Origin of the sequence: Mesorhizobium sp. M0598 (assembly GCF_040320865.1) — a bacterium.
Lineage (GTDB): Bacteria > Pseudomonadota > Alphaproteobacteria > Rhizobiales > Rhizobiaceae > Mesorhizobium.
On the sequence record NZ_JAMYQL010000032.1, the window covers coordinates 1 to 16949 of the forward strand.

General features: G+C 64.8%; 14 protein-coding genes. 3 read left to right on the top strand and 11 right to left on the bottom strand.

The window, feature by feature from the left end; genetic code table 11:
• Positions 1-156: 156 nt before the first annotated feature.
• The 5 genes from NKI59_RS27800 to NKI59_RS27820 all read right to left on the bottom strand — a co-directional run bounded on the left by NKI59_RS27800 (position 157) and on the right by NKI59_RS27820 (position 5879).
• Positions 157-1095, bottom strand: a complete 939-nt coding sequence (locus NKI59_RS27800; protein WP_352707970.1) for an ABC transporter substrate-binding protein — start codon at positions 1093-1095, stop codon at positions 157-159.
• Positions 1096-1181: 86 nt separating this feature from the next.
• Complete coding sequence (locus NKI59_RS27805) at positions 1182-2159, bottom strand: ABC transporter permease subunit (protein WP_502894527.1); 978 nt, start codon at positions 2157-2159, stop codon at positions 1182-1184.
• Positions 2160-2179: 20 nt separating this feature from the next.
• A complete protein-coding gene (locus NKI59_RS27810; protein WP_352707972.1) occupies positions 2180-3724 on the bottom strand; it encodes a sugar ABC transporter ATP-binding protein in 1545 nt (514 codons plus the stop codon).
• The gene (locus tag NKI59_RS27815; protein WP_352707973.1) at positions 3721-5100 is read right to left on the bottom strand and encodes an FGGY-family carbohydrate kinase; all 1380 of its coding nucleotides are present in this window, start codon (positions 5098-5100) and stop codon (positions 3721-3723) included. Before NKI59_RS27815 ends, NKI59_RS27810 begins: the two co-directional genes overlap by 4 nt.
• Positions 5097-5879, bottom strand: coding sequence for a DeoR/GlpR family DNA-binding transcription regulator (locus NKI59_RS27820; protein ID WP_023680486.1), 783 nt, complete (start codon positions 5877-5879; stop codon positions 5097-5099). The genes NKI59_RS27815 and NKI59_RS27820 overlap by 4 nt, the downstream gene beginning before the upstream one ends.
• 228 nt (positions 5880-6107) lie before the next feature.
• Between NKI59_RS27820 and NKI59_RS27825 the strand changes: the two genes are divergently transcribed.
• Genes NKI59_RS27825 through NKI59_RS27835 form a run of 3 tightly spaced genes read left to right on the top strand, consistent with a single transcriptional unit; the run spans position 6108 to position 9287 of the window.
• The gene (locus NKI59_RS27825; RefSeq protein WP_352707974.1) at positions 6108-7151 is read left to right on the top strand and encodes a class II aldolase/adducin family protein; all 1044 of its coding nucleotides are present in this window, start codon (positions 6108-6110) and stop codon (positions 7149-7151) included.
• 1 nt (position 7152) lies between these two features.
• A complete protein-coding gene (locus tag NKI59_RS27830) occupies positions 7153-8439 on the top strand; it encodes an FGGY-family carbohydrate kinase (protein WP_352707975.1) in 1287 nt (428 codons plus the stop codon).
• Entirely contained in the window at positions 8436-9287 is an 852-nt protein-coding gene (locus NKI59_RS27835; RefSeq protein WP_352707976.1) for a TIGR01459 family HAD-type hydrolase, read from the top strand. Before NKI59_RS27830 ends, NKI59_RS27835 begins: the two co-directional genes overlap by 4 nt.
• Positions 9288-9300: 13 nt before the next feature.
• Here the strand turns inward: NKI59_RS27835 and NKI59_RS27840 are convergent, their stop codons facing one another.
• The 6 genes from NKI59_RS27840 to tesB all read right to left on the bottom strand — a co-directional run bounded on the left by NKI59_RS27840 (position 9301) and on the right by tesB (position 16864).
• A complete protein-coding gene (locus NKI59_RS27840) occupies positions 9301-10107 on the bottom strand; it encodes an exodeoxyribonuclease III (protein WP_352707977.1) in 807 nt (268 codons plus the stop codon).
• Between the two features lie 135 nt (positions 10108-10242).
• A complete protein-coding gene (locus NKI59_RS27845; protein ID WP_352707978.1) occupies positions 10243-10926 on the bottom strand; it encodes an outer membrane lipoprotein carrier protein LolA in 684 nt (227 codons plus the stop codon).
• A 133-nt stretch (positions 10927-11059) separates the two neighbouring features.
• The gene (locus NKI59_RS27850; protein ID WP_352707979.1) at positions 11060-13717 is read right to left on the bottom strand and encodes an FtsK/SpoIIIE family DNA translocase; all 2658 of its coding nucleotides are present in this window, start codon (positions 13715-13717) and stop codon (positions 11060-11062) included.
• A 341-nt stretch (positions 13718-14058) separates the two neighbouring features.
• On the bottom strand, positions 14059-15381 hold the full coding sequence (locus NKI59_RS27855; protein WP_352708009.1) for an ammonium transporter: 1323 nt from the start codon (positions 15379-15381) through the stop codon (positions 14059-14061).
• Positions 15382-15430: 49 nt separating this feature from the next.
• Positions 15431-15769, bottom strand: coding sequence for a P-II family nitrogen regulator (locus NKI59_RS27860; protein WP_023679755.1), 339 nt, complete (start codon positions 15767-15769; stop codon positions 15431-15433).
• A 219-nt stretch (positions 15770-15988) separates the two neighbouring features.
• Entirely contained in the window at positions 15989-16864 is an 876-nt protein-coding gene (gene tesB, locus NKI59_RS27865; RefSeq protein WP_031212697.1) for an acyl-CoA thioesterase II, read from the bottom strand.
• Between the last annotated feature and the right edge of the window lie 85 nt (positions 16865-16949).

Genomic DNA, 16949 nt, shown 5'->3' on the forward strand with positions numbered 1-16949 from the left:
ACCCCCACCCCCAGTTCCTGTTTTGGGCCCCCCCCCCCCCCCGACACACAGGGTTTTTCTGTAGTCGCCCCGTCCCCCCACCCCTTAACCCCCAAAATTTTTCCCCCCACCCCCCCGCCGCCGCCCCCCCCCCCCCCCCCACCAGGCTTGGGAGGCTTAGCGAGCTGCGGTCCAGCCCTTGTAATCCTTCAAATTGTCGGCCGTGATCAGCTTCGGGTCGAGCAGTACCGTCGGCTCGGCCGGCTTCTTGCCGGCAAGCAGGTCAGCCGCCATCGTCAGCGACTGGCCGGCCATCACATAGGGATCCTGCGAGGCCGAGGCTTTGATCATCGACGCGCCGGAAGCGAGTTCCTTCTCGATATCGGGCGCGCCGTCGACCGCGGTGAAGATGAACTCCGAGCGGTTGAGCTGCTTGGCCGCAAGCTGGGCGCCAATCGCCGTCGGATCGTTGATGGCGAAGACCGCGTCGATCTTGTCGAAACGCGTCAGCAGCGACTGGAACACTTTCAGGCCGCCGTCACGCGAGCCTTCGGCGTTCTGGTCGTCGGAAAGGATCTTGATGTCGGGGTGCTTTGCCAGCACGTCCTTGCAGCCCTTGACCCGCTCCAGGATCGACGACGAGGCCGGGCCATTGAGGATGACATAGTCGCCCTTGCCGCCGGTATGATCGATCAGATATTGGCACGCCTCTTCGCCGGCCTTGACGTTGTTGGTCATCACGGTGACGTCGGCGCCCGGCGCCGAAACGTCGAAAGCGGCAACGACGATGCCGGCCGCCTGCGCCTTCTTCACCGCCGGCGCGATCGCCTTGGCATCGACTGCGTTGAGCATGATGACGTCGACACCGGCAGCGATGAAGGAATCGACCTGCGATACCTGCTTGTTGAGATCGTAGTCGGCCGATACCGAGGTCACCTGCACATTCGGGTTGATCTTCTTGGCCGCGTCCTCGATGCCCTTGATGGTGGCGACGAAGAACGGGTTGCCGAGCAGTCCGACCGAGATGCCGACCTTGTTCAGATCCTTTGCCGATGCCGGCGCGATGACGGCGGCCGCAAGGGCGACGCCGCAGAGCAGTTTAGCGATGGTCTTCATTGTTTTATTTTCCTCCTGATGCCCCGCGCCTCTCACGGTGCGTTACACATGAAACCGGCTCGTTGGATGCCGGCGACTAAGGGCCATCACGTTCTTGCTCCTGCCTGGAGCCGGTAACGGTCGAGGGCGACCGCCACGATGATGACCAATCCCTTGATGATGTACTGCCAGATGTCCGAAACACCGGCGAGGATGAGCCCGTTGGACAGCACGGCGATGATCAGGCCGCCGATCAGCGTGCCCCAGATCGAGCCGACACCGCCGACGAAACTGGTGCCGCCGAGGATGACTGCGGCAATGGCGTCGAGTTCGTAGGACTGGCCGAGCTGAAGCCCGTTGGCGGCATAGAGCCGGGCCGCCGACATGGCGCCGCCAAGGCCGGCCAGAAGGCCGGAAACGCCGTAGACGAAGAGCAGCACCAGCGGCACCTTGATGCCGGTCAGCCTGGCGGCCTCGGCGTTGCCGCCGACGGCGTAGATCCAGGTGCCGAGCACGGTGCGCTTGAGCACCAGCCAGGACAGGACGACGACCGCCAGCGCGATGATTACCAGCCACGGAATGCCGAACAGCGAACCGTTGCCGATGAAGTCGAACGGCAGGTCCGCGTTGAACACCGTCGTGTCCTGGCCGAGCAGGCGGGCGACGCCGCGCACGGCGGTCAGCGATCCCAGCGTGACGATGAAGGGCGGCAGCTTGATATAGGCGATCAGCAGCCCGTTGATGACGCCGAAACCGAGCCCGACGAGAATGGCCGCGGGCACGCCCAGCAGTCCCCAATCGGGCACCAGCGACACCATCACCGCCACCATCGCCGAGGCGGCAAGGATCGAGCCGACGGACAGGTCGATGCCGCCGGTCAGGATGACGAAGGTCATGCCGGCGGCCAGCACGATGTTGATCGACGATTGCTGCATGACGATCAGCAGATTGGTCTGGGTGAAAAAGCGCGGATTGATGAACTGGAAGCCGACCGCCAGCAGGATCAGGATCGGCAGCATGCCGAGTGCGGCGATGGCGGTACGCCACCTCGTGCTCCTGCCGACCGCCCGGTCGTCCGCTTTCATCGTCTCGGCCACCTTGTCGGTCATCGCTGAGCCGCTCCCGTTGCAAGTTCCATGATCGCTTCCTGCCGCAGCGGCTCGCCCTCCGACGCCGTCACCTCGCCGGCAATGGTGCCGTCGCGCATCACCAGCACGCGGTCGGCGATGCCGATCACCTCCGGCAGTTCGCTGGAGATCATCAGGATGGCGATGCCTTTCTTGGCCAGGTTGTCGATCAGCCGATAGATTTCCGACTTCGCCCCGACATCGACGCCGCGGGTCGGCTCATCGAGGATGACGACCTGCGGCTCGGTTTCCAGCAGGCGGGCGAGCAGCACCTTCTGCTGGTTGCCGCCCGACAGCGAGCCGGCATTGGCCTGCACCGAGCTGGTGCGGATGGAGAGGTCTGACACCGCCTTGGCGGCGCGCTTTTCGGCAGCCGTGAAGTCGCGCAAACCGCCGGCCTTCGCGTCCTTTGCCAGCACGCCCATGCTGATATTGTCGGAGATCGACATGTCGAGAAACAGGCCAAGTTGCTTGCGGTCCTCGGTCAGGTAGGCGATGCCGGCATCGAGCGCCTCGCTCGGCGAACCGATGGATATCGGTTTGCCGCCGAGCTCCAGCGTGCCTGATGTGTGCCTGTCGGCGCCGAAGATCAGCCGTGCCAGTTCGGTGCGGCCCGAGCCGACCAGGCCGGCCAGTGCCAGCACCTCGCCCTTGTGGAGGTCGAAGGAACAATTCTTTATGAGATTGCCGTCCGACATGCCGCGCACCGACAGCGCGATGGCGCGCTTGCTGTCCGGCGGACGGTGATCCTTCTTGTAGAACGTCGACAGATCGCGCCCGACCATCATCGATACCAGGCGCGAGGCGTTCAGGTCGGCGCGGTCGAGCGTGCCGACATAGCCGCTGTCGCGTAGCACGCTGACGCGGTCGGCGAGCTGGTAGACCTCTTCCATGCGGTGGCTGATGTAGATAATGGCGATGCCTTGCGACTTCAGCGTCGCGATCACGTCGAACAGCCGGTCGGTCTCACGCGAGGTCAGCGACGTGGTCGGCTCGTCCATGACGATGATGCGCGCATTGGTCGACAGCGCGCGGGCGATTTCCACCAGCTGTCGCTCGCCGAGCGACAGGCTTGCGACCGGAGTGCGCGCCGAGAAGGTCACGCCGAGCCGCGCGATGATCTCGCTGGCGCGCCGATTGCACTGCTCGCGGTCGACAATGCCGAACCGTCGCGGCTCGTTGCCGAGAAAAATGTTCTGCGCTACCGACAGATTAGGCGCCAGCGACAGCTCCTGATAGATGACCGCAATGCCGGCGGCTCGCGCCTTGATCGGGTCGCCAGTCGCGGCCGGCACGCCGTCGATCAGGATTTCGCCGCCGAGGTCCGGCCGGTAGGCGCCGGACAGCACCTTCATCAGCGTCGACTTGCCGGCACCGTTTTCGCCCATCAGCGCGTGCAGCTCGCCGGCATGAACGGTCAGCGACACATCGTGCAAGGCGCGGATCGCACCGAACGTCTTGGAGATGTGGCGCATCTCCAGCACCGGCTGGCGCACCGTCTCGATCCGGGCGGCGGCGCTCATCGCGCACCTCCTGCAGTTGCGCTGGCCACAGCCCGGTCGGCGGCAAGGCCGCGCCAGTCTTTGCGATAGCCGGCAAGGCCGCTGAAACTTGCCGTATGCACCGCCTCCGGCGCTTCGGTGGCAAACTCGCGTCCGACGCTTTCGAAGGCAAGTGCGGCAGCACCGGTGGCGCTGCCCTCAAGCGTTGCGCCCTGCAGGAAAGCCTGCCCGGGCCGCAACTGCGCCAGCAACGCGGCAAGCAGCCCGCCATTGTTCAGGCCGCCGTCGACGATCACTGTGTTGTCCGAATGGATCAGCTCGAGGCACAGATCGACCATCAGCGCGACATAGAGCAGCGCCATGGCCGCGCGTTCCTCGGCATTGGGCGTACGCCCGACCAGTTCGCCGCGGCGGTGCGGCATCGGGCCGCCGGGCGCGAAGCTCGGCAGCGCCATAATGCCGGCGTCGATCACCCGTTGTATCGATGACGGCGCGATTGCGCCCTGCCAGCCGGCGCTGATCGTGGCGAATTCGCGCCCGCCCATGAAGCGGACGGTTGGCACCGGGCCGCCATCGACATCGACATTGACCAGCATGTCGCGCTCGCCGTCGAGTGCGTCGAGCGGGCAGTCCGGATTGAGCACGACCACCCAGGTGCCGGTCGAGACCACGGTCACCGGCCCGAGCTGCTGCTGGCGGTAGGCATGGAGCGCGGCATTGCTGTCGTGGACGCCATTATGGATGGCGACTGGCTTCGCGGCCTGGCCGAAGCGCTGCTCACCGATCACCGCGCCGGCACGCTCGAAGGCGGGCATCTGGCCGCGCCAGCCCTCGGCATCGACCAGCGAGCTGAAATCGCGTTTGCGCGGCGCCCATAAATGCGAGTGGCAGCCAAGATACGACACTTCCGATACCGGCCGGCCGCCAAACCGCCAGCTCCAATATTGGGGGTAGCCGAGGATCGATTTCGCTGCGGCGAAGGCACCGGGCTCCACCTCGTTCAGCCACAACATGTGGCGGCCGTAGTTGAAGCCAAGCGGCAGGCGCGGCGAAAAGGTCTCGGCAAAATCCGGAATGCGGCGGTCGATCTGCGCGGCGATTTCAGCTGGCGGTTCCTGCTCGTAATCGAGGATCGGATGCGTCAGCGCGGCTTCGTCGACCAACGCGAAGGTGCAGCCATGGCCGGATACCATCAGCCCTTCCACGCCATGCGTGTCGACTGCAGCATCGATGGCGCGAGCCGCCCAGTCGTGCAGCGCTGGCTCGTCAAGCACGCTGAAGCCGCCTTTGTGGATCCAGCTCGGCTGGCTGCGGCGCTCGTCGAGGATCTGTCCGTCCTGGCCGAAGACGAACAGCTTCGAATTGGTCTTGCCGAAATCGAGGACGGCGATGTTCACTGGGCGCCTCCCGAGGAAGCCGCGATCCGCACCATGACGCCGGCATCTTCGAGCATGCGGGCATCTGTCTCGGACAGGCCGTCATCGGTGACCAGCGTGCCGATCCGCGACAGCGGCAGTGCCACATTGCGCGCGTGGATCGACAGTTTTCGGCTGTCGGCCAGCACGACGATCTGGTCGGCGCAGAGGCTGAGCTCGACGATCGAGCGGACCAGCAGCGGGTGCGATTCCAGAAGGCCTTCCTGGCCGATGCCTTGCGCGCCGAGAAAGAACTTCGAGGCGTAGAACGGCACCGTCTGCGTCAGCGAATGGATGATGCCCGGCTCGCGGTGCAGTTCGCCGCCGGCGACGGTGAGGCTGCAATGGCCGTGGTCGCTGAGATAGGCCGCGAGCGGCATCGAGTTGGTGTAGAGGCGGATGTTGCGGTCGGCGAGCTTGACGCCGAGATGGAAGCAGGTCGAACCGCCATGAACGATGACCGCGTCGCCGTCGCGCACCATGGTGGCGGCGAGAGCGGCGATCTGCCGCTTGGCCTCGACGGCGAGGTCGCGGTTCTCGTCATAGGGCCTGGCATAGGCGACGCCGGCTTGCGAAGCGCCATCGAGCGCCGAGATGCCGCCATAGACCTTGCGCGCTTCGCCGGCCTCGTCGATCTTGTCGATGTCGCGCCGCACCGTCGCCGCCGATACGCCAAGCCGCTCCTGCAGCTCGCGCACCGATGCGAAAGGCCGGTCCCGCAAAAGCTCGACAATCTGACGCTGGCGGCCGGAGTCGCTCAACCCTTACCTCCCAATGCGCTTGCCTCCCAAGCATTTTGCACGGCATTGCCGTTTTACATGGCAATTGGTGCAACTTACTCAACGGCCCTCGGATTGCAAGCCTGATTTGACGCGATAACATCACTGTTGACGTAACTTACTCGCATCTGCGATACCAGCATGGGTCTTCGTCCCGGCACCGGGACGTCCAAAGCCGTGGCCACGCGGCCGGATTGTAGAGGAATTTCGATGACGATCAGTGCGGATGCGCAGGAACTGGCAGCACTGCGGTCGCTTTCGGCCGCCATCGGCAGCGACCCGCATCTGACCCAGGCCGCCGGCGGCAACACCTCGCTGAAAGCCGGCGACACGCTCTGGATCAAGGCCTCCGGCACCTGGCTGAAGGACGCGCTCATCGCCGACATCATGGTGCCGGTCGGCATCCCGCCATTGCTCGACGCCATCGAACGGCGCGACCCGGCCGCCGAACAGCCGCAGGCCTTCACTGTCGACGCCCTCAACGCGCGCGGCTTGCGCCCGTCGATCGAGACCACCGTGCATGCGCTGATGCCGCAGCGCATCGTTCTGCATGTTCACTGCGTCGAGGCCATTTCGCTGGCCGTGCAGGCCGACTGCGAGGCCGAGGCCGCCAGGCGGCTCAACAGCCATCAATGGGCGTATATTCCCTATCGCCGGCCGGGACTGCCGCTCGCGCAGGGTATCGCCGAGCGCCTTCGGCCAGGCGTGGATATCCTGATCCTCGGCAATCACGGCCTGGTCGTTGCAGCCGAGACCGTCGCCGCGGCCGACATGCTGCTGCGGCGCGTGACACGACTGTTGGCGCGGCCGCCGCGCCAGGTGGCGGAACCGGACATCGCGGCATTGACGGCGCGCGCCGGCGACAGCGACTACAGATTGCCGGCGGACGTTGAGGCGCATGCGGTGGCGATCGACCCCGAAAGCTGCCGCATGGCTTCGGGTGGCAGCCTCTACCCCGACCACGTCATCTTTCTCGGCGAAGGCTCGGTCGTGGCGAGACCGGACGAGGGTGTGAAGCGCGTCATCGAGCGCTGCGGCGCCGCACCCGTGGCGATCCTGTTTCCTGGACTCGGCGTGTTGATGCGCGGCGACGCCGGCGCCGGTGCCGACGCCATGCAGCGCTGCCTTTCCGACGTGACAGCGCGGATCGATGTCTCGGCGAAGCTGAATTATCTGACAGCGGCGGAGAATGACGAGCTGATCAACTGGGACGCCGAAAAATATCGCCAGAAACTCAATGCCGGAGGCAGCTGACATGCCGCGTTCGTCTGGTCCGCTTGCCATCGGCATCGACATCGGCACATCCGGCGCGCGCGCCGTCGCCATGCGTCCGGACTTTTCCATTGCCGCGCATTCCGCTATTGCCCTCGAGCGATTTGGGCCGAACGGCCGCGACCCCGCCATATGGTGGGAGGCGGTCGGCGCGACGTTGGCGGAACTGCTCAAATGTATCGATCGCGCGGCAGTGCGCTCGATCGCCGTCGACGGTACGTCGGGCACGCTGCTGCCGGTCGACGGCGCCGGGCGGCCGCTGGCCGAACCGCTGATGTACAACGACAAGGTCGCTGACGACACTATTCTGACAGCAATAGCCGGCGCGGCACCGGCAACGAGCGCTGCACTTGGGGCGACCTCCGGCCTCGCCAAGGCGCTGTCTTTCCAGCACCTGCCCGGCGTCGCCACTGTGCTGCACCAGGCAGACTGGATCGCCGGACAGTTTTCCGGCCATTTCGATGTCAGCGACGAGAACAACGCCCTGAAGACCGGCTACGACGTCGAGGCCCGGCGCTGGCCGGACTGGATCGCGGCGACCGGCGTGCGCATGGAATTCCTGCCCCGCGTCGTGCGGCCGGGCGATGTCACGGACACGCTCACCGCCAGCGCTGCGAAAATGTTCGGCCTGCTGCGCGACGTGGTTATCGTTGCCGGCACGACGGATGGCTGTGCGTCGTTCCTGGCAACCGGCGCGACGGCGGCGGGCGACGGCGTCACTGTGCTCGGCTCGTCGCTGACCATCAAGATCCTCTGCGACCGGCCGATCTCGGCGCCGCAATTCGGCATCTACAGCCATCGGCTGGGTGACACCTACCTGGCGGGCGGCGCCTCGAACTCCGGCGGCAAGGTGCTGGCCCAGCATTTTCCCGTCGCCCGCATTGTCGAACTCAGCAAAAAAATCGACCCGGCGACGAAGACCGGCCTCGATTATTACCCGCTGCCGGCGCCGGGCGAACGCTTCCCCATAGCCGATCCGGCGCTGCCGCCGCGCCTCGAGCCGCGGCCCGCCGACGACGCCGACTATCTGAAAGCGATGTTCGAGGGTATTGCGGCGATCGAAGCGCTCGGCTATCGCCGGCTTGCCGAACTCGGCGCCCCCCGGCTGACATCGGTCAGGAGCGTCGGCGGCGGTGCGGCCAATCCGGCCTGGACAGCGATCCGGCAGCGCAAGCTTGGCGTCGCTCTCGTGCCGGCTCTTTCGGAGGAGGCCGCTGCCGGCACGGCGCGGCTGGCGCTGATGGGCGCAAGCGCAGCGGGGCTTTTATGACGGCCAAGGCAATTCAACACCTCGACGGCATCGCCGCGCTGACCGACCGCTATCAGGTGTTCCTGCTCGACCAATTTGGTGTGCTGCACGACGGCACCAGCGCCTATCCAGGTGCTGTCGAAGCGTTGTCGGCACTCAAGCGCGCCGGCAAGACCATCGTACTGATCTCGAATTCCGGCAAGCGGGCGCAACCCAATGAGCGCCGCCTGCTGAAGCTCGGCTTCGAACCGGGAAGCTGGGATCACTTTGTCTCCTCCGGCGAGGTGGCGTGGCGCTCCTTCCACCAAATGGCAGCCTCCGGAGCCCTGCGCCCGCAGACAAAATGCCTGCTGATCCGCCGCGACAATGACCGTTCGGCTGTCGACGGCCTGCCCTTCGTCCTGGCCAAGGACGGCTACGATGCCGAACTGGTGCTGATTTCCGCCAGCGAGGGCGATCGCTACGACCTCGACCATTATCGCCGGCTTCTTGGTCCGGCGGCGGCGCGGCGGGTGCCATGCTTCTGCACCAATCCCGACAAGATCATGCTGACTGCCGTCGGCCCTCGCTTCGGCGCCGGCCGGCTCGCCGATCTCTATGAGAGCCTCGGCGGCAGCGTGTCGCGCATTGGCAAGCCCAATCCGCAGATATTCGAGGCAGCGCTGGCACTGGCGGGCCACCCGGAGCGCGACAGCGTGGTCTGCGTCGGCGACAGCGTCGAGCACGACATCGCCGGCGGCAACGGCGTCGGTGTCGCGACGACGCTGGTCCTGTCGGGCATATTGGCGGGGGCGCCTGACCTGGAGGACGTTTTCGCCACGCTGAATGCCCGTCCCGACTACATCGCGGATAGCTTCAGGTTTCGCTGAGGCGAGACAAAAGCTAATCCAGGTTGAAACGCCCGATCACCGGCACATGGTCCGAGGGCCGTTCCCAGCCGCGCGCCGGCCGCAGGATTTCATAGCCGGCAAAATGCGGCACCAGGTTTGGCGACGACCAGACATGGTCGAGGCGGCGGCCGCGATTTGAGGCCTGCCAATCCTGGGCGCGATAGCTCCACCAGGTGTAGAGTTTCTCCTCGTAAGGTACATTGAGCCGCATCAGGTCGATCCAGTCGCCGGCGAGCCGCATTGCCTCGAAGTTTTCCGTCTCGACCGGCGTATGGCTGACGACATTGAGGAGCTGCTTGTGCGACCAGACATCGTGCTCGAGCGGCGCGATGTTGAGGTCGCCGACCAGGATCGAGCCGGAGTGCTCGTCATGCTCGGCCCGCACGGCGTTCATCTCGGCAACGAAATCGAGCTTGTGCTTGAACTTGCGGTTGACGGCCGGGTCGGGCTCGTCGCCGCCGGCCGGAACGTAGAAATTGTGCAGCAGGATCGTTTTGCCGCCGGCCTTGACGGTGACCGACAGATGCCGGCTGTCGTCGATCTCGCAGAAGCGGCGTTTTTCGACCACCTCGATCGGACGGCGCGCTATGGTGGCAACGCCGTGATAGCCCTTCTGGCCATGGAAGGCGATGTGCTCGTAGCCGAGCTTGCGGAACGCCTTCTCCGGAAACAATTCGTCCGGAACCTTGGTTTCCTGCAGGCAGAGCACGTCCGGCGACTGCTCGACCAGCAGGCGCTCGACGATCGGCATGCGCAGCCGGACGGAGTTGATGTTCCAGGTAGCGACGGAAAACGGCATGTGGGGTTCCGGGATAACGCAAGCTCCGCCGGATGGGTCCGACGGAAGTCAATCGCGGAAACTACTGCCAGCCGCGCACCGCAAAGACAAGCCGCCCGCACCAACGCGGAAAAACCATCCCGCAGCAGTAGGGAGTTACCGCGTCTTGGTGTTCAGTTCGCGGTTCGCCGTATAGTCGATGGCGAAGGTGTCGGGGGCGAAGCTGACGCCCTCCTTGGTGTTGAAGATCATCACCGTCGTGTCCTTGCCTTGCGCATCGGTGATGGTCCACTGCCGCAATTCATAAGATTTCGGATCGAACATCATGGTGATCTTCGAATTGCCGAACACCGATTTGTCGGCAAGCTGGATGGTGGTGAGATCGTCCTCTTCCTTGACGCTTCTGACGCGCCCGCCGGACAGATCGATCTTGTCGTCGAGCAGCAGCTTCAGCGGCGTCTTCGACAGCGGATAGAGGTCGGAGGTCCGCAGCTTCTTGTTGAGGATGACCACCGACTTGCCATCGGAAATCACTCTGAAATTCGAGGCGCCGTCGTAATTGAAGCGGATCTTGCCCGGCCGTTCCAGAAAGAACTTGCCGCCGGTCTGCTCGCCCTTGGGTCCGAACTGCACGAACTCGCCGCTCATCGATTTGACCGAGGAGAAATGATCGGCGATCTTCTGCGCCGTCGCCGGAACCGCTGCTTGCGCCGACGCCAGCAACTGGAAGCCGGGCACGAGGTTGGCGACCGCCGCACCGGCCAGGACCAGGCCGAGGCCGAGCACCTGCCGGCGGGTTGGGGCGAAATCCCTGCTTGGGGCGAGAGTTGCGTTTTTCATGCCGGTCACCATCATCTGATTGCTTGCTCGTTATATTGGTCTGGCCCCCCAGTTGGGCTTAAGTTTGGCGGGCCGCACGGCGCCCGTCGTTGCAACGCGCCAAAAGGTTCAAAGTTGCCGGCGCGGACGCGCTCTAGAACTTGTCGTCCTCCGTCGGCACCAGGATTTCGCGTTTTCCGGCATGGTTGGCCGGGCCGACAATGCCTTCCTTCTCCATCTTCTCGATGATCGAGGCGGCGCGGTTGTAGCCGATGCCGAGCCGGCGCTGGATGTAGCTGGTCGAGGCCTTGCCGTCGCGCAGCACCACCGCGACCGCCTGGTCGTAGGGATCGTCGGAATCCTCGAAATTACCGCCGTCGCCGCCGCCACTGCCTTTGCCCGTCGGCTCATCGTCATCCTTGTCGTCGTCCTCGGTGATGGCGTCGAGGTATTCCGGCACGCCCTGCAATTTCAGATGCGCGACAATCTTCTCCACCTCGTCGTCGGAGACGAAGGGACCGTGCACGCGCTGGATGCGGCCGCCGCCGGCCATGTAGAGCATGTCGCCCATGCCGAGCAGCTGTTCGGCGCCCTGCTCGCCCAGGATGGTGCGGCTGTCGATCTTCGATGTCACCTGGAAGGAGATGCGGGTCGGGAAATTCGCCTTGATGGTGCCGGTGATGACGTCGACCGACGGCCGCTGCGTCGCCATGATGACATGGATGCCGGCGGCGCGCGCCATCTGCGCCAGGCGCTGCACCGCGCCTTCGATGTCCTTGCCGGCGACCATCATCAAATCGGCCATCTCGTCGATGATGACGACGATGTAGGGCATCGGCTCGAGGTCGAGGTTCTCCGTCTCGTAGATCGCCTCGCCGGTTTGGCGGTCGAAGCCGGTCTGCACGGTGCGCGAGATCCTTTCGCCCTTTTTCTCGGCCTGCTGCACGCGCGCGTTGAAGCCGTCGATGTTGCGGACGCCGACCTTGGACATCTTGCGGTAGCGGTCCTCCATCTCGCGCACGGTCCATTTCAGCGCCACCACCGCCTTCTTCGGATCGGTGACGACCGGCGTCAGAAGATGCGGAATGCCGTCATAGACCGAGAGCTCCAGCATCTTTGGATCGATCATGATCAGCCGGCAGTCCTGCGGCGTCAGCCGGTAGAGCAGCGACAGGATCATGGTGTTGATGGCGACGGACTTGCCCGAGCCGGTGGTGCCGGCGACCAACACGTGCGGCATCTTGGCGATGTCGACGATCACCGCCTCGCCATTGATGGTCTTGCCCAGCGCCAGCGCCAGCTTGGCCTTGGTGGTTTCGAAATCGCGGCTGGCCATGATCTCGCGCAAATAGACCGTCTCGCGCCTGGCGTTCGGCAATTCGATGCCGATCGCGTTGCGGCCGGGCACCACGGCGACACGGCAGGCGATGGCGCTCATCGAGCGGGCGATGTCGTCGGACAGGCCGATGACCCGCGACGATTTGATGCCGGGCGCCGGTTCCAGCTCGTAGAGCGTGACGACCGGACCCGGACGCACATGGATGATTTCGCCCTTGACGCCGAAATCCTCCAGCACGCCCTCGAGCAGGCGGGCGTTCTGCTCCAGCGCATCCTTGGACAGGCTGGCGTCGCGCACCACGTTCTTTGGTTCCGACAGGAAGTGCAGCGACGGCATCTCGAATTTTTCCGAGCCGATCAGCGAAGTCTGCGCCTCGCGCTGGACGCGGGCGCCGGGGGCCGGCCGCGGCGCCGGCGCCTCGACGCGTGTCGCCGCGTCGGAGCGGAAGTTCTGCACCTTGGCCGTCGGCGCGGCGCGGCGCTGGCCGGCCGGCTCGGGCGCGAAATCCATGTCGTCGTCATTGTCGTCGTTATCGAAGACGTCGGCATCGTCAGGGTCGATCGAGGCACTGCGGTCGTTGACCATGGCGGCGAAGAATTCCGGCTCGACGCGGGCGCGCCCGCCCGGGCTCATCCGCGCCTCGGCGAACTCGGCCGATTCGACCCGTTCGGCCGCCCGCCGCCAGGCGCTGGGGCGCGGTTCCATCTCCGGCTCGAAATCGTCGCGCTCGCGCCGGCGCGCGGCGCGGCGGCGCAGATAGGCCCGCAGCGACAGCCACCAGTGGGTGATGGCGCCAAGCGCCAATATACCTTCGTCGCCCTCGTCCTCTTCATTGTCGAAAAGCAGGTCGTCCTGCGGATCGGGCACTGCGGGCTGTTCGAGGACCGCAAAGCCGTTCTTGCGCGAAATCAGCGCCGAGCCATACAAGAATACCCACAGCGCCGGCGCTGCCAGGAGCACGGCGAGCACGCTGGCGACGAGGCCGGTCGGATAGCCGCCGATGACCAGGCCCGGGATATTGAGCACCATGTCGCCGAAGACGCCGCCGAGGCCGGTCGGCAGCGGCCAGGTCTTGGGCGGCACCACGCAGCCGGCAATTGCCGCGCCAAGCAGCGAAAACCCGAACCAGGCCAGTGCCCGTTTCGGCAGCCGGTCGACGCCGCGCGCGGTAAACAGCAGAAATCCCCAGATCACCGCCGGCACCAGCGCCGCAACGGCGGCAAGTCCGAAGAACTGCATGGCAATGTCGGAAAAGACGGCGCCGGCATAACCCATTGCATTGGTGACGATATTGTCGGTGGCGTGCGAAAAGCTCGGATCGGCGACGTTCCAGGTGGCAAGGGCGGCGACGCCGAAACCAACCAGAGCAAACAGCCCGGCACCGACCAGCCGCCCGACCTGACGCCTCGCGAACGACCGGATGCCGTGCTCCGTATCGGCCAGCGCAAGCGGTGCTGAAGCCCCTGAACGCATGCTTTTCCTCGTCTGTCGTTGCCCGGCCGGGCGCGGACGCGCAACACGGCAGATTCGGCTGTCAGACTAGCGGCGGGAAGGTTAAGGGCGCATTAACCATGGGCATTCTGCGTCACCGGAACGGGCGACCGCCACCACAGTTCGGAGCGTTGCGGCCGCTGTTTCACGCCGCCGGCGGATCGAGCACCTTGATCAAGCGATTGTGTGATCGAGCCATAACGGCCGCCTGCACACAAAAAAGAGGCCCGGAAGGTTTCCGGGCCTCAAGGCGTGAGCCCTTTCGGGAGCATCACGACGGGATCTTCCCGGCACCGGCAAACGCCGGTGCCAGCCAATAAACCTCACGGCACCACTTCGCCGTGCTGGCTGATGTCGAGGCCTTCGACCTCTTCCTGGGTCGAAGGACGCAGGCCGACCAGCGCCTTGACGATATAGAGGATCACGAAGCTCGCGATCGCCGTCCACAGGATGGTGAAGACGATACCGTAGAGCTGCTTGCCGACAGAGGCACCCGAGCCAAGGCTGTTGATCGCCGGATCGGCGAGCACGCCGGTCAGCAATGCACCGATGATGCCGCCGATGCCGTGCACGCCGAATGCATCGAGCGAGTCGTCATAGCCGAACGCGTGCTTGAGCTTGACGGCCGAGACGTAGCAGAGCACGCCGGCGACGATGCCGACGATGAAGGCGCCGGTCGGATTGACGAAACCGGAAGCCGGCGTCACCGCGACCAGGCCGGCGACGGCGCCCGAGATGATGCCAAGCACGCTCGGCTTCTTGGCGACGATCCATTCGGCGAACATCCAGGCGAGCGCCGCGGCGGCAGCGGCAACCTGGGTGTTCAGCATCGCGGCACCGGCAAGGCCGTCGGCGGCCAGTTCCGAGCCGGCGTTGAAGCCGAACCAGCCGACCCACAGCAGCGAAGCGCCGATGACGGAGTAGACGAGGTTGTGCGGCGCCATGTTGGTGGTGCCGTAGCCTTCACGTTTGCCGAGAACCAGCGCGCAGACCAGGCCGGCAACACCGGCATTGATGTGAACGACCGTGCCGCCGGCGAAATCGAGAACGCCGGCTGTGCCGAGGAAGCCGCCGCCCCACACCCAGTGCGCGATCGGGGCGTAGACCACCAGCAGCCACGCGCCCATGAAGATGAGCAGCGCCGAGAACTTCATGCGTTCGGCGAAGGCGCCGGCAATCAGCGCCGGCGTGATGATGGCGAAGGTCATCTGGAACATCGAGAAGACGAACTCAGGAATGTTCGCCACGCCCGGCAGCCACAGCGAGGAGGTGGTGATGCCGTTGTGGAAGAACTTCGAGAAGCCGCCGAGATAGGCATTCATGCCGCCGCCATCCGAGAAGGCCAGCGAGTAGCCGAACATGAACCACAGCACCGTCACCAGGCAGGTGATGGCAAAGCTCTGCATGATGGTGGCGAGCACGTTCTTCTTGCGCACCATGCCGCCATAAAACAGCGCCAGGCCCGGTACGGTCATCATCAGCACCAGCGCCGTCGAGGTCAGCATCCAGGCTGTGTTGCCGGTGTCGAGCGCGGGTGCAGGGGCAGCCGGTGCCGCCGGTGCCGCTTCCTGCGCGAACGCAGCAACCGTGCCCAGTGCAGCGAGAGCGAGCGAACCTAAAACGGCCGTGCGTCCCGTTATCTTCAAGGTGGAAGGAATATTCATTGAACTCTCCATTGGAATGCGTATCCGCAGCTCAAAGCGCGTCGGTGTCTGTTTCGCCGGTGCGAATGCGCACCGCCTGGTCGATGCCGAAAACGAAGATCTTGCCGTCACCGATCTGGCCGGTCTTGGCCGCCGCGGTGATGGCTTCGACGGCCTTGTCGACCATGTCGACAGCGACCGCGACTTCGATCTTGATCTTCGGCAGGAAGCTGACCGCGTATTCCGCCCCGCGATAGATTTCCGTGTGACCCTTCTGACGTCCGTAGCCTTTTACTTCGGTGACGGTCAGGCCCTGGATGCCGACTGCGGTGAGCGCCTCGCGCACCTCGTCGAGCTTGAACGGCTTTATGATTGCCATCACGATCTTCATAAGGTTTCACCCTTTGCTGTTGCGGGTCCCCGCGTTTGCACGACTTCGCCGATCCCCATGAGAGCCGGAGAGTGCCCGCTAGGATTCAAGCTCCGTGCCAATTGCCGAAGCAGGGTGTTAAGCTGTTGTTAAACAACGAAATCGAGAAGGTCTGGCAACTGCCTGTTCACAGGCGCGGCAGTGCATATGCTTAAAAAATAGGCAAATTTCGAAAAATGCCTACTCCGCAGGCGGCCGCTTCAGCCGGATGAGTCCTTCTTGGGCAACCGAGGCGATCAAGGTGCCGTCGCGGGCAAACAGCGAGCCGCGGGTAAAGCCACGCGATCCTTGCGTCGACGGGCTGTCTTGCGTGTATAGCATCCAGTCGTCGAGCGGATGGCTGCGGTGGAACCACATGGCGTGGTCGAGGCTGGCTGCCTGGATATCACGATCGAAAATAGCGCGGCCATGAGCAAAGGTCGAGGTGTCGAGCAGCGTCATATCCGAGAGGTAAGCGAGCACGGCCGCCTGCGTGGCGCGGTCGGCCGGCACCGGGCCGGTGGTGCGGATCCAGATGTTCTGCTTCGGCTCGAGCTTTTCCCGGCTGGTATAATGCTTCAGCATCACCGGCTTCATCTCGATCGGCCGGTCGCGCTCCCAATAGCGCTTGATGCCGTCGGGCACCGCTTCGCCGAACTTGCCCAGCAATTCGCGCTGCGACAGCAACGTGTCGGGCGCCGGCACGTCCTGCGGCATCGGCACCTGATGTTCCAGGCCGACCTCATCCTGCTGGAACGAGGCTTCCAGCGAAAAGATCGCCTGGCCGTGCTGGATCGCCACGACGCGGCGCGTGGTGAAGGAGCCGCCGTCACGGATGCGGTCGACCTCGTAGATGATAGGCACCTTGGTGTCGCCCGGCCGCATGAAATAGCCATGCAGCGAATGCACGTGGCGCTCGGGCTCGACCGTTCGCTGCGCGGCGACCAGCGCCTGGGCGATGGTCTGGCCGCCGAAGATGCGCTGCCAATCGAGCTTGGGGCTGCGACCACGATACAGGTTGTGTTCCAGCTGCTCGAGGTCGAGAATGCCGAGAAGCTCGTCCATGGCTGCCGTCATCTTGACCTCGCCGCAAAATTACCATGGCGGTTTCCGACAGGAACAGCGGGCAGTCAAGGGCGGAATGCCCGGCGACAGTCAGGCT

Bases quoted from the DNA above. Each gene is read 5' to 3' on its own strand.
- NKI59_RS27800 (WP_352707970.1), bottom strand. From the start codon at position 1,095: ATGAAGACCATCGCTAAACTGCTCTGCGGCGTCGCCCTTGCGGCCGCC.
- NKI59_RS27805 (WP_502894527.1), bottom strand. From the start codon at position 2,159: ATGAAAGCGGACGACCGGGCGGTCGGCAGGAGCACGAGGTGGCGTACC.
- NKI59_RS27810 (WP_352707972.1), bottom strand. From the start codon at position 3,724: ATGAGCGCCGCCGCCCGGATCGAGACGGTGCGCCAGCCGGTGCTGGAG.
- NKI59_RS27825 (WP_352707974.1), top strand. From the start codon at position 6,108: ATGACGATCAGTGCGGATGCGCAGGAACTGGCAGCACTGCGGTCGCTT.
- NKI59_RS27830 (WP_352707975.1), top strand. From the start codon at position 7,153: ATGCCGCGTTCGTCTGGTCCGCTTGCCATCGGCATCGACATCGGCACA.
- NKI59_RS27835 (WP_352707976.1), top strand. From the start codon at position 8,436: ATGACGGCCAAGGCAATTCAACACCTCGACGGCATCGCCGCGCTGACC.
- NKI59_RS27840 (WP_352707977.1), bottom strand. From the start codon at position 10,107: ATGCCGTTTTCCGTCGCTACCTGGAACATCAACTCCGTCCGGCTGCGC.
- NKI59_RS27845 (WP_352707978.1), bottom strand. From the start codon at position 10,926: ATGAAAAACGCAACTCTCGCCCCAAGCAGGGATTTCGCCCCAACCCGC.
- NKI59_RS27850 (WP_352707979.1), bottom strand. From the start codon at position 13,717: ATGCGTTCAGGGGCTTCAGCACCGCTTGCGCTGGCCGATACGGAGCAC.
- NKI59_RS27860 (WP_023679755.1), bottom strand. From the start codon at position 15,769: ATGAAGATCGTGATGGCAATCATAAAGCCGTTCAAGCTCGACGAGGTG.
- tesB (WP_031212697.1), bottom strand. From the start codon at position 16,864: ATGACGGCAGCCATGGACGAGCTTCTCGGCATTCTCGACCTCGAGCAG.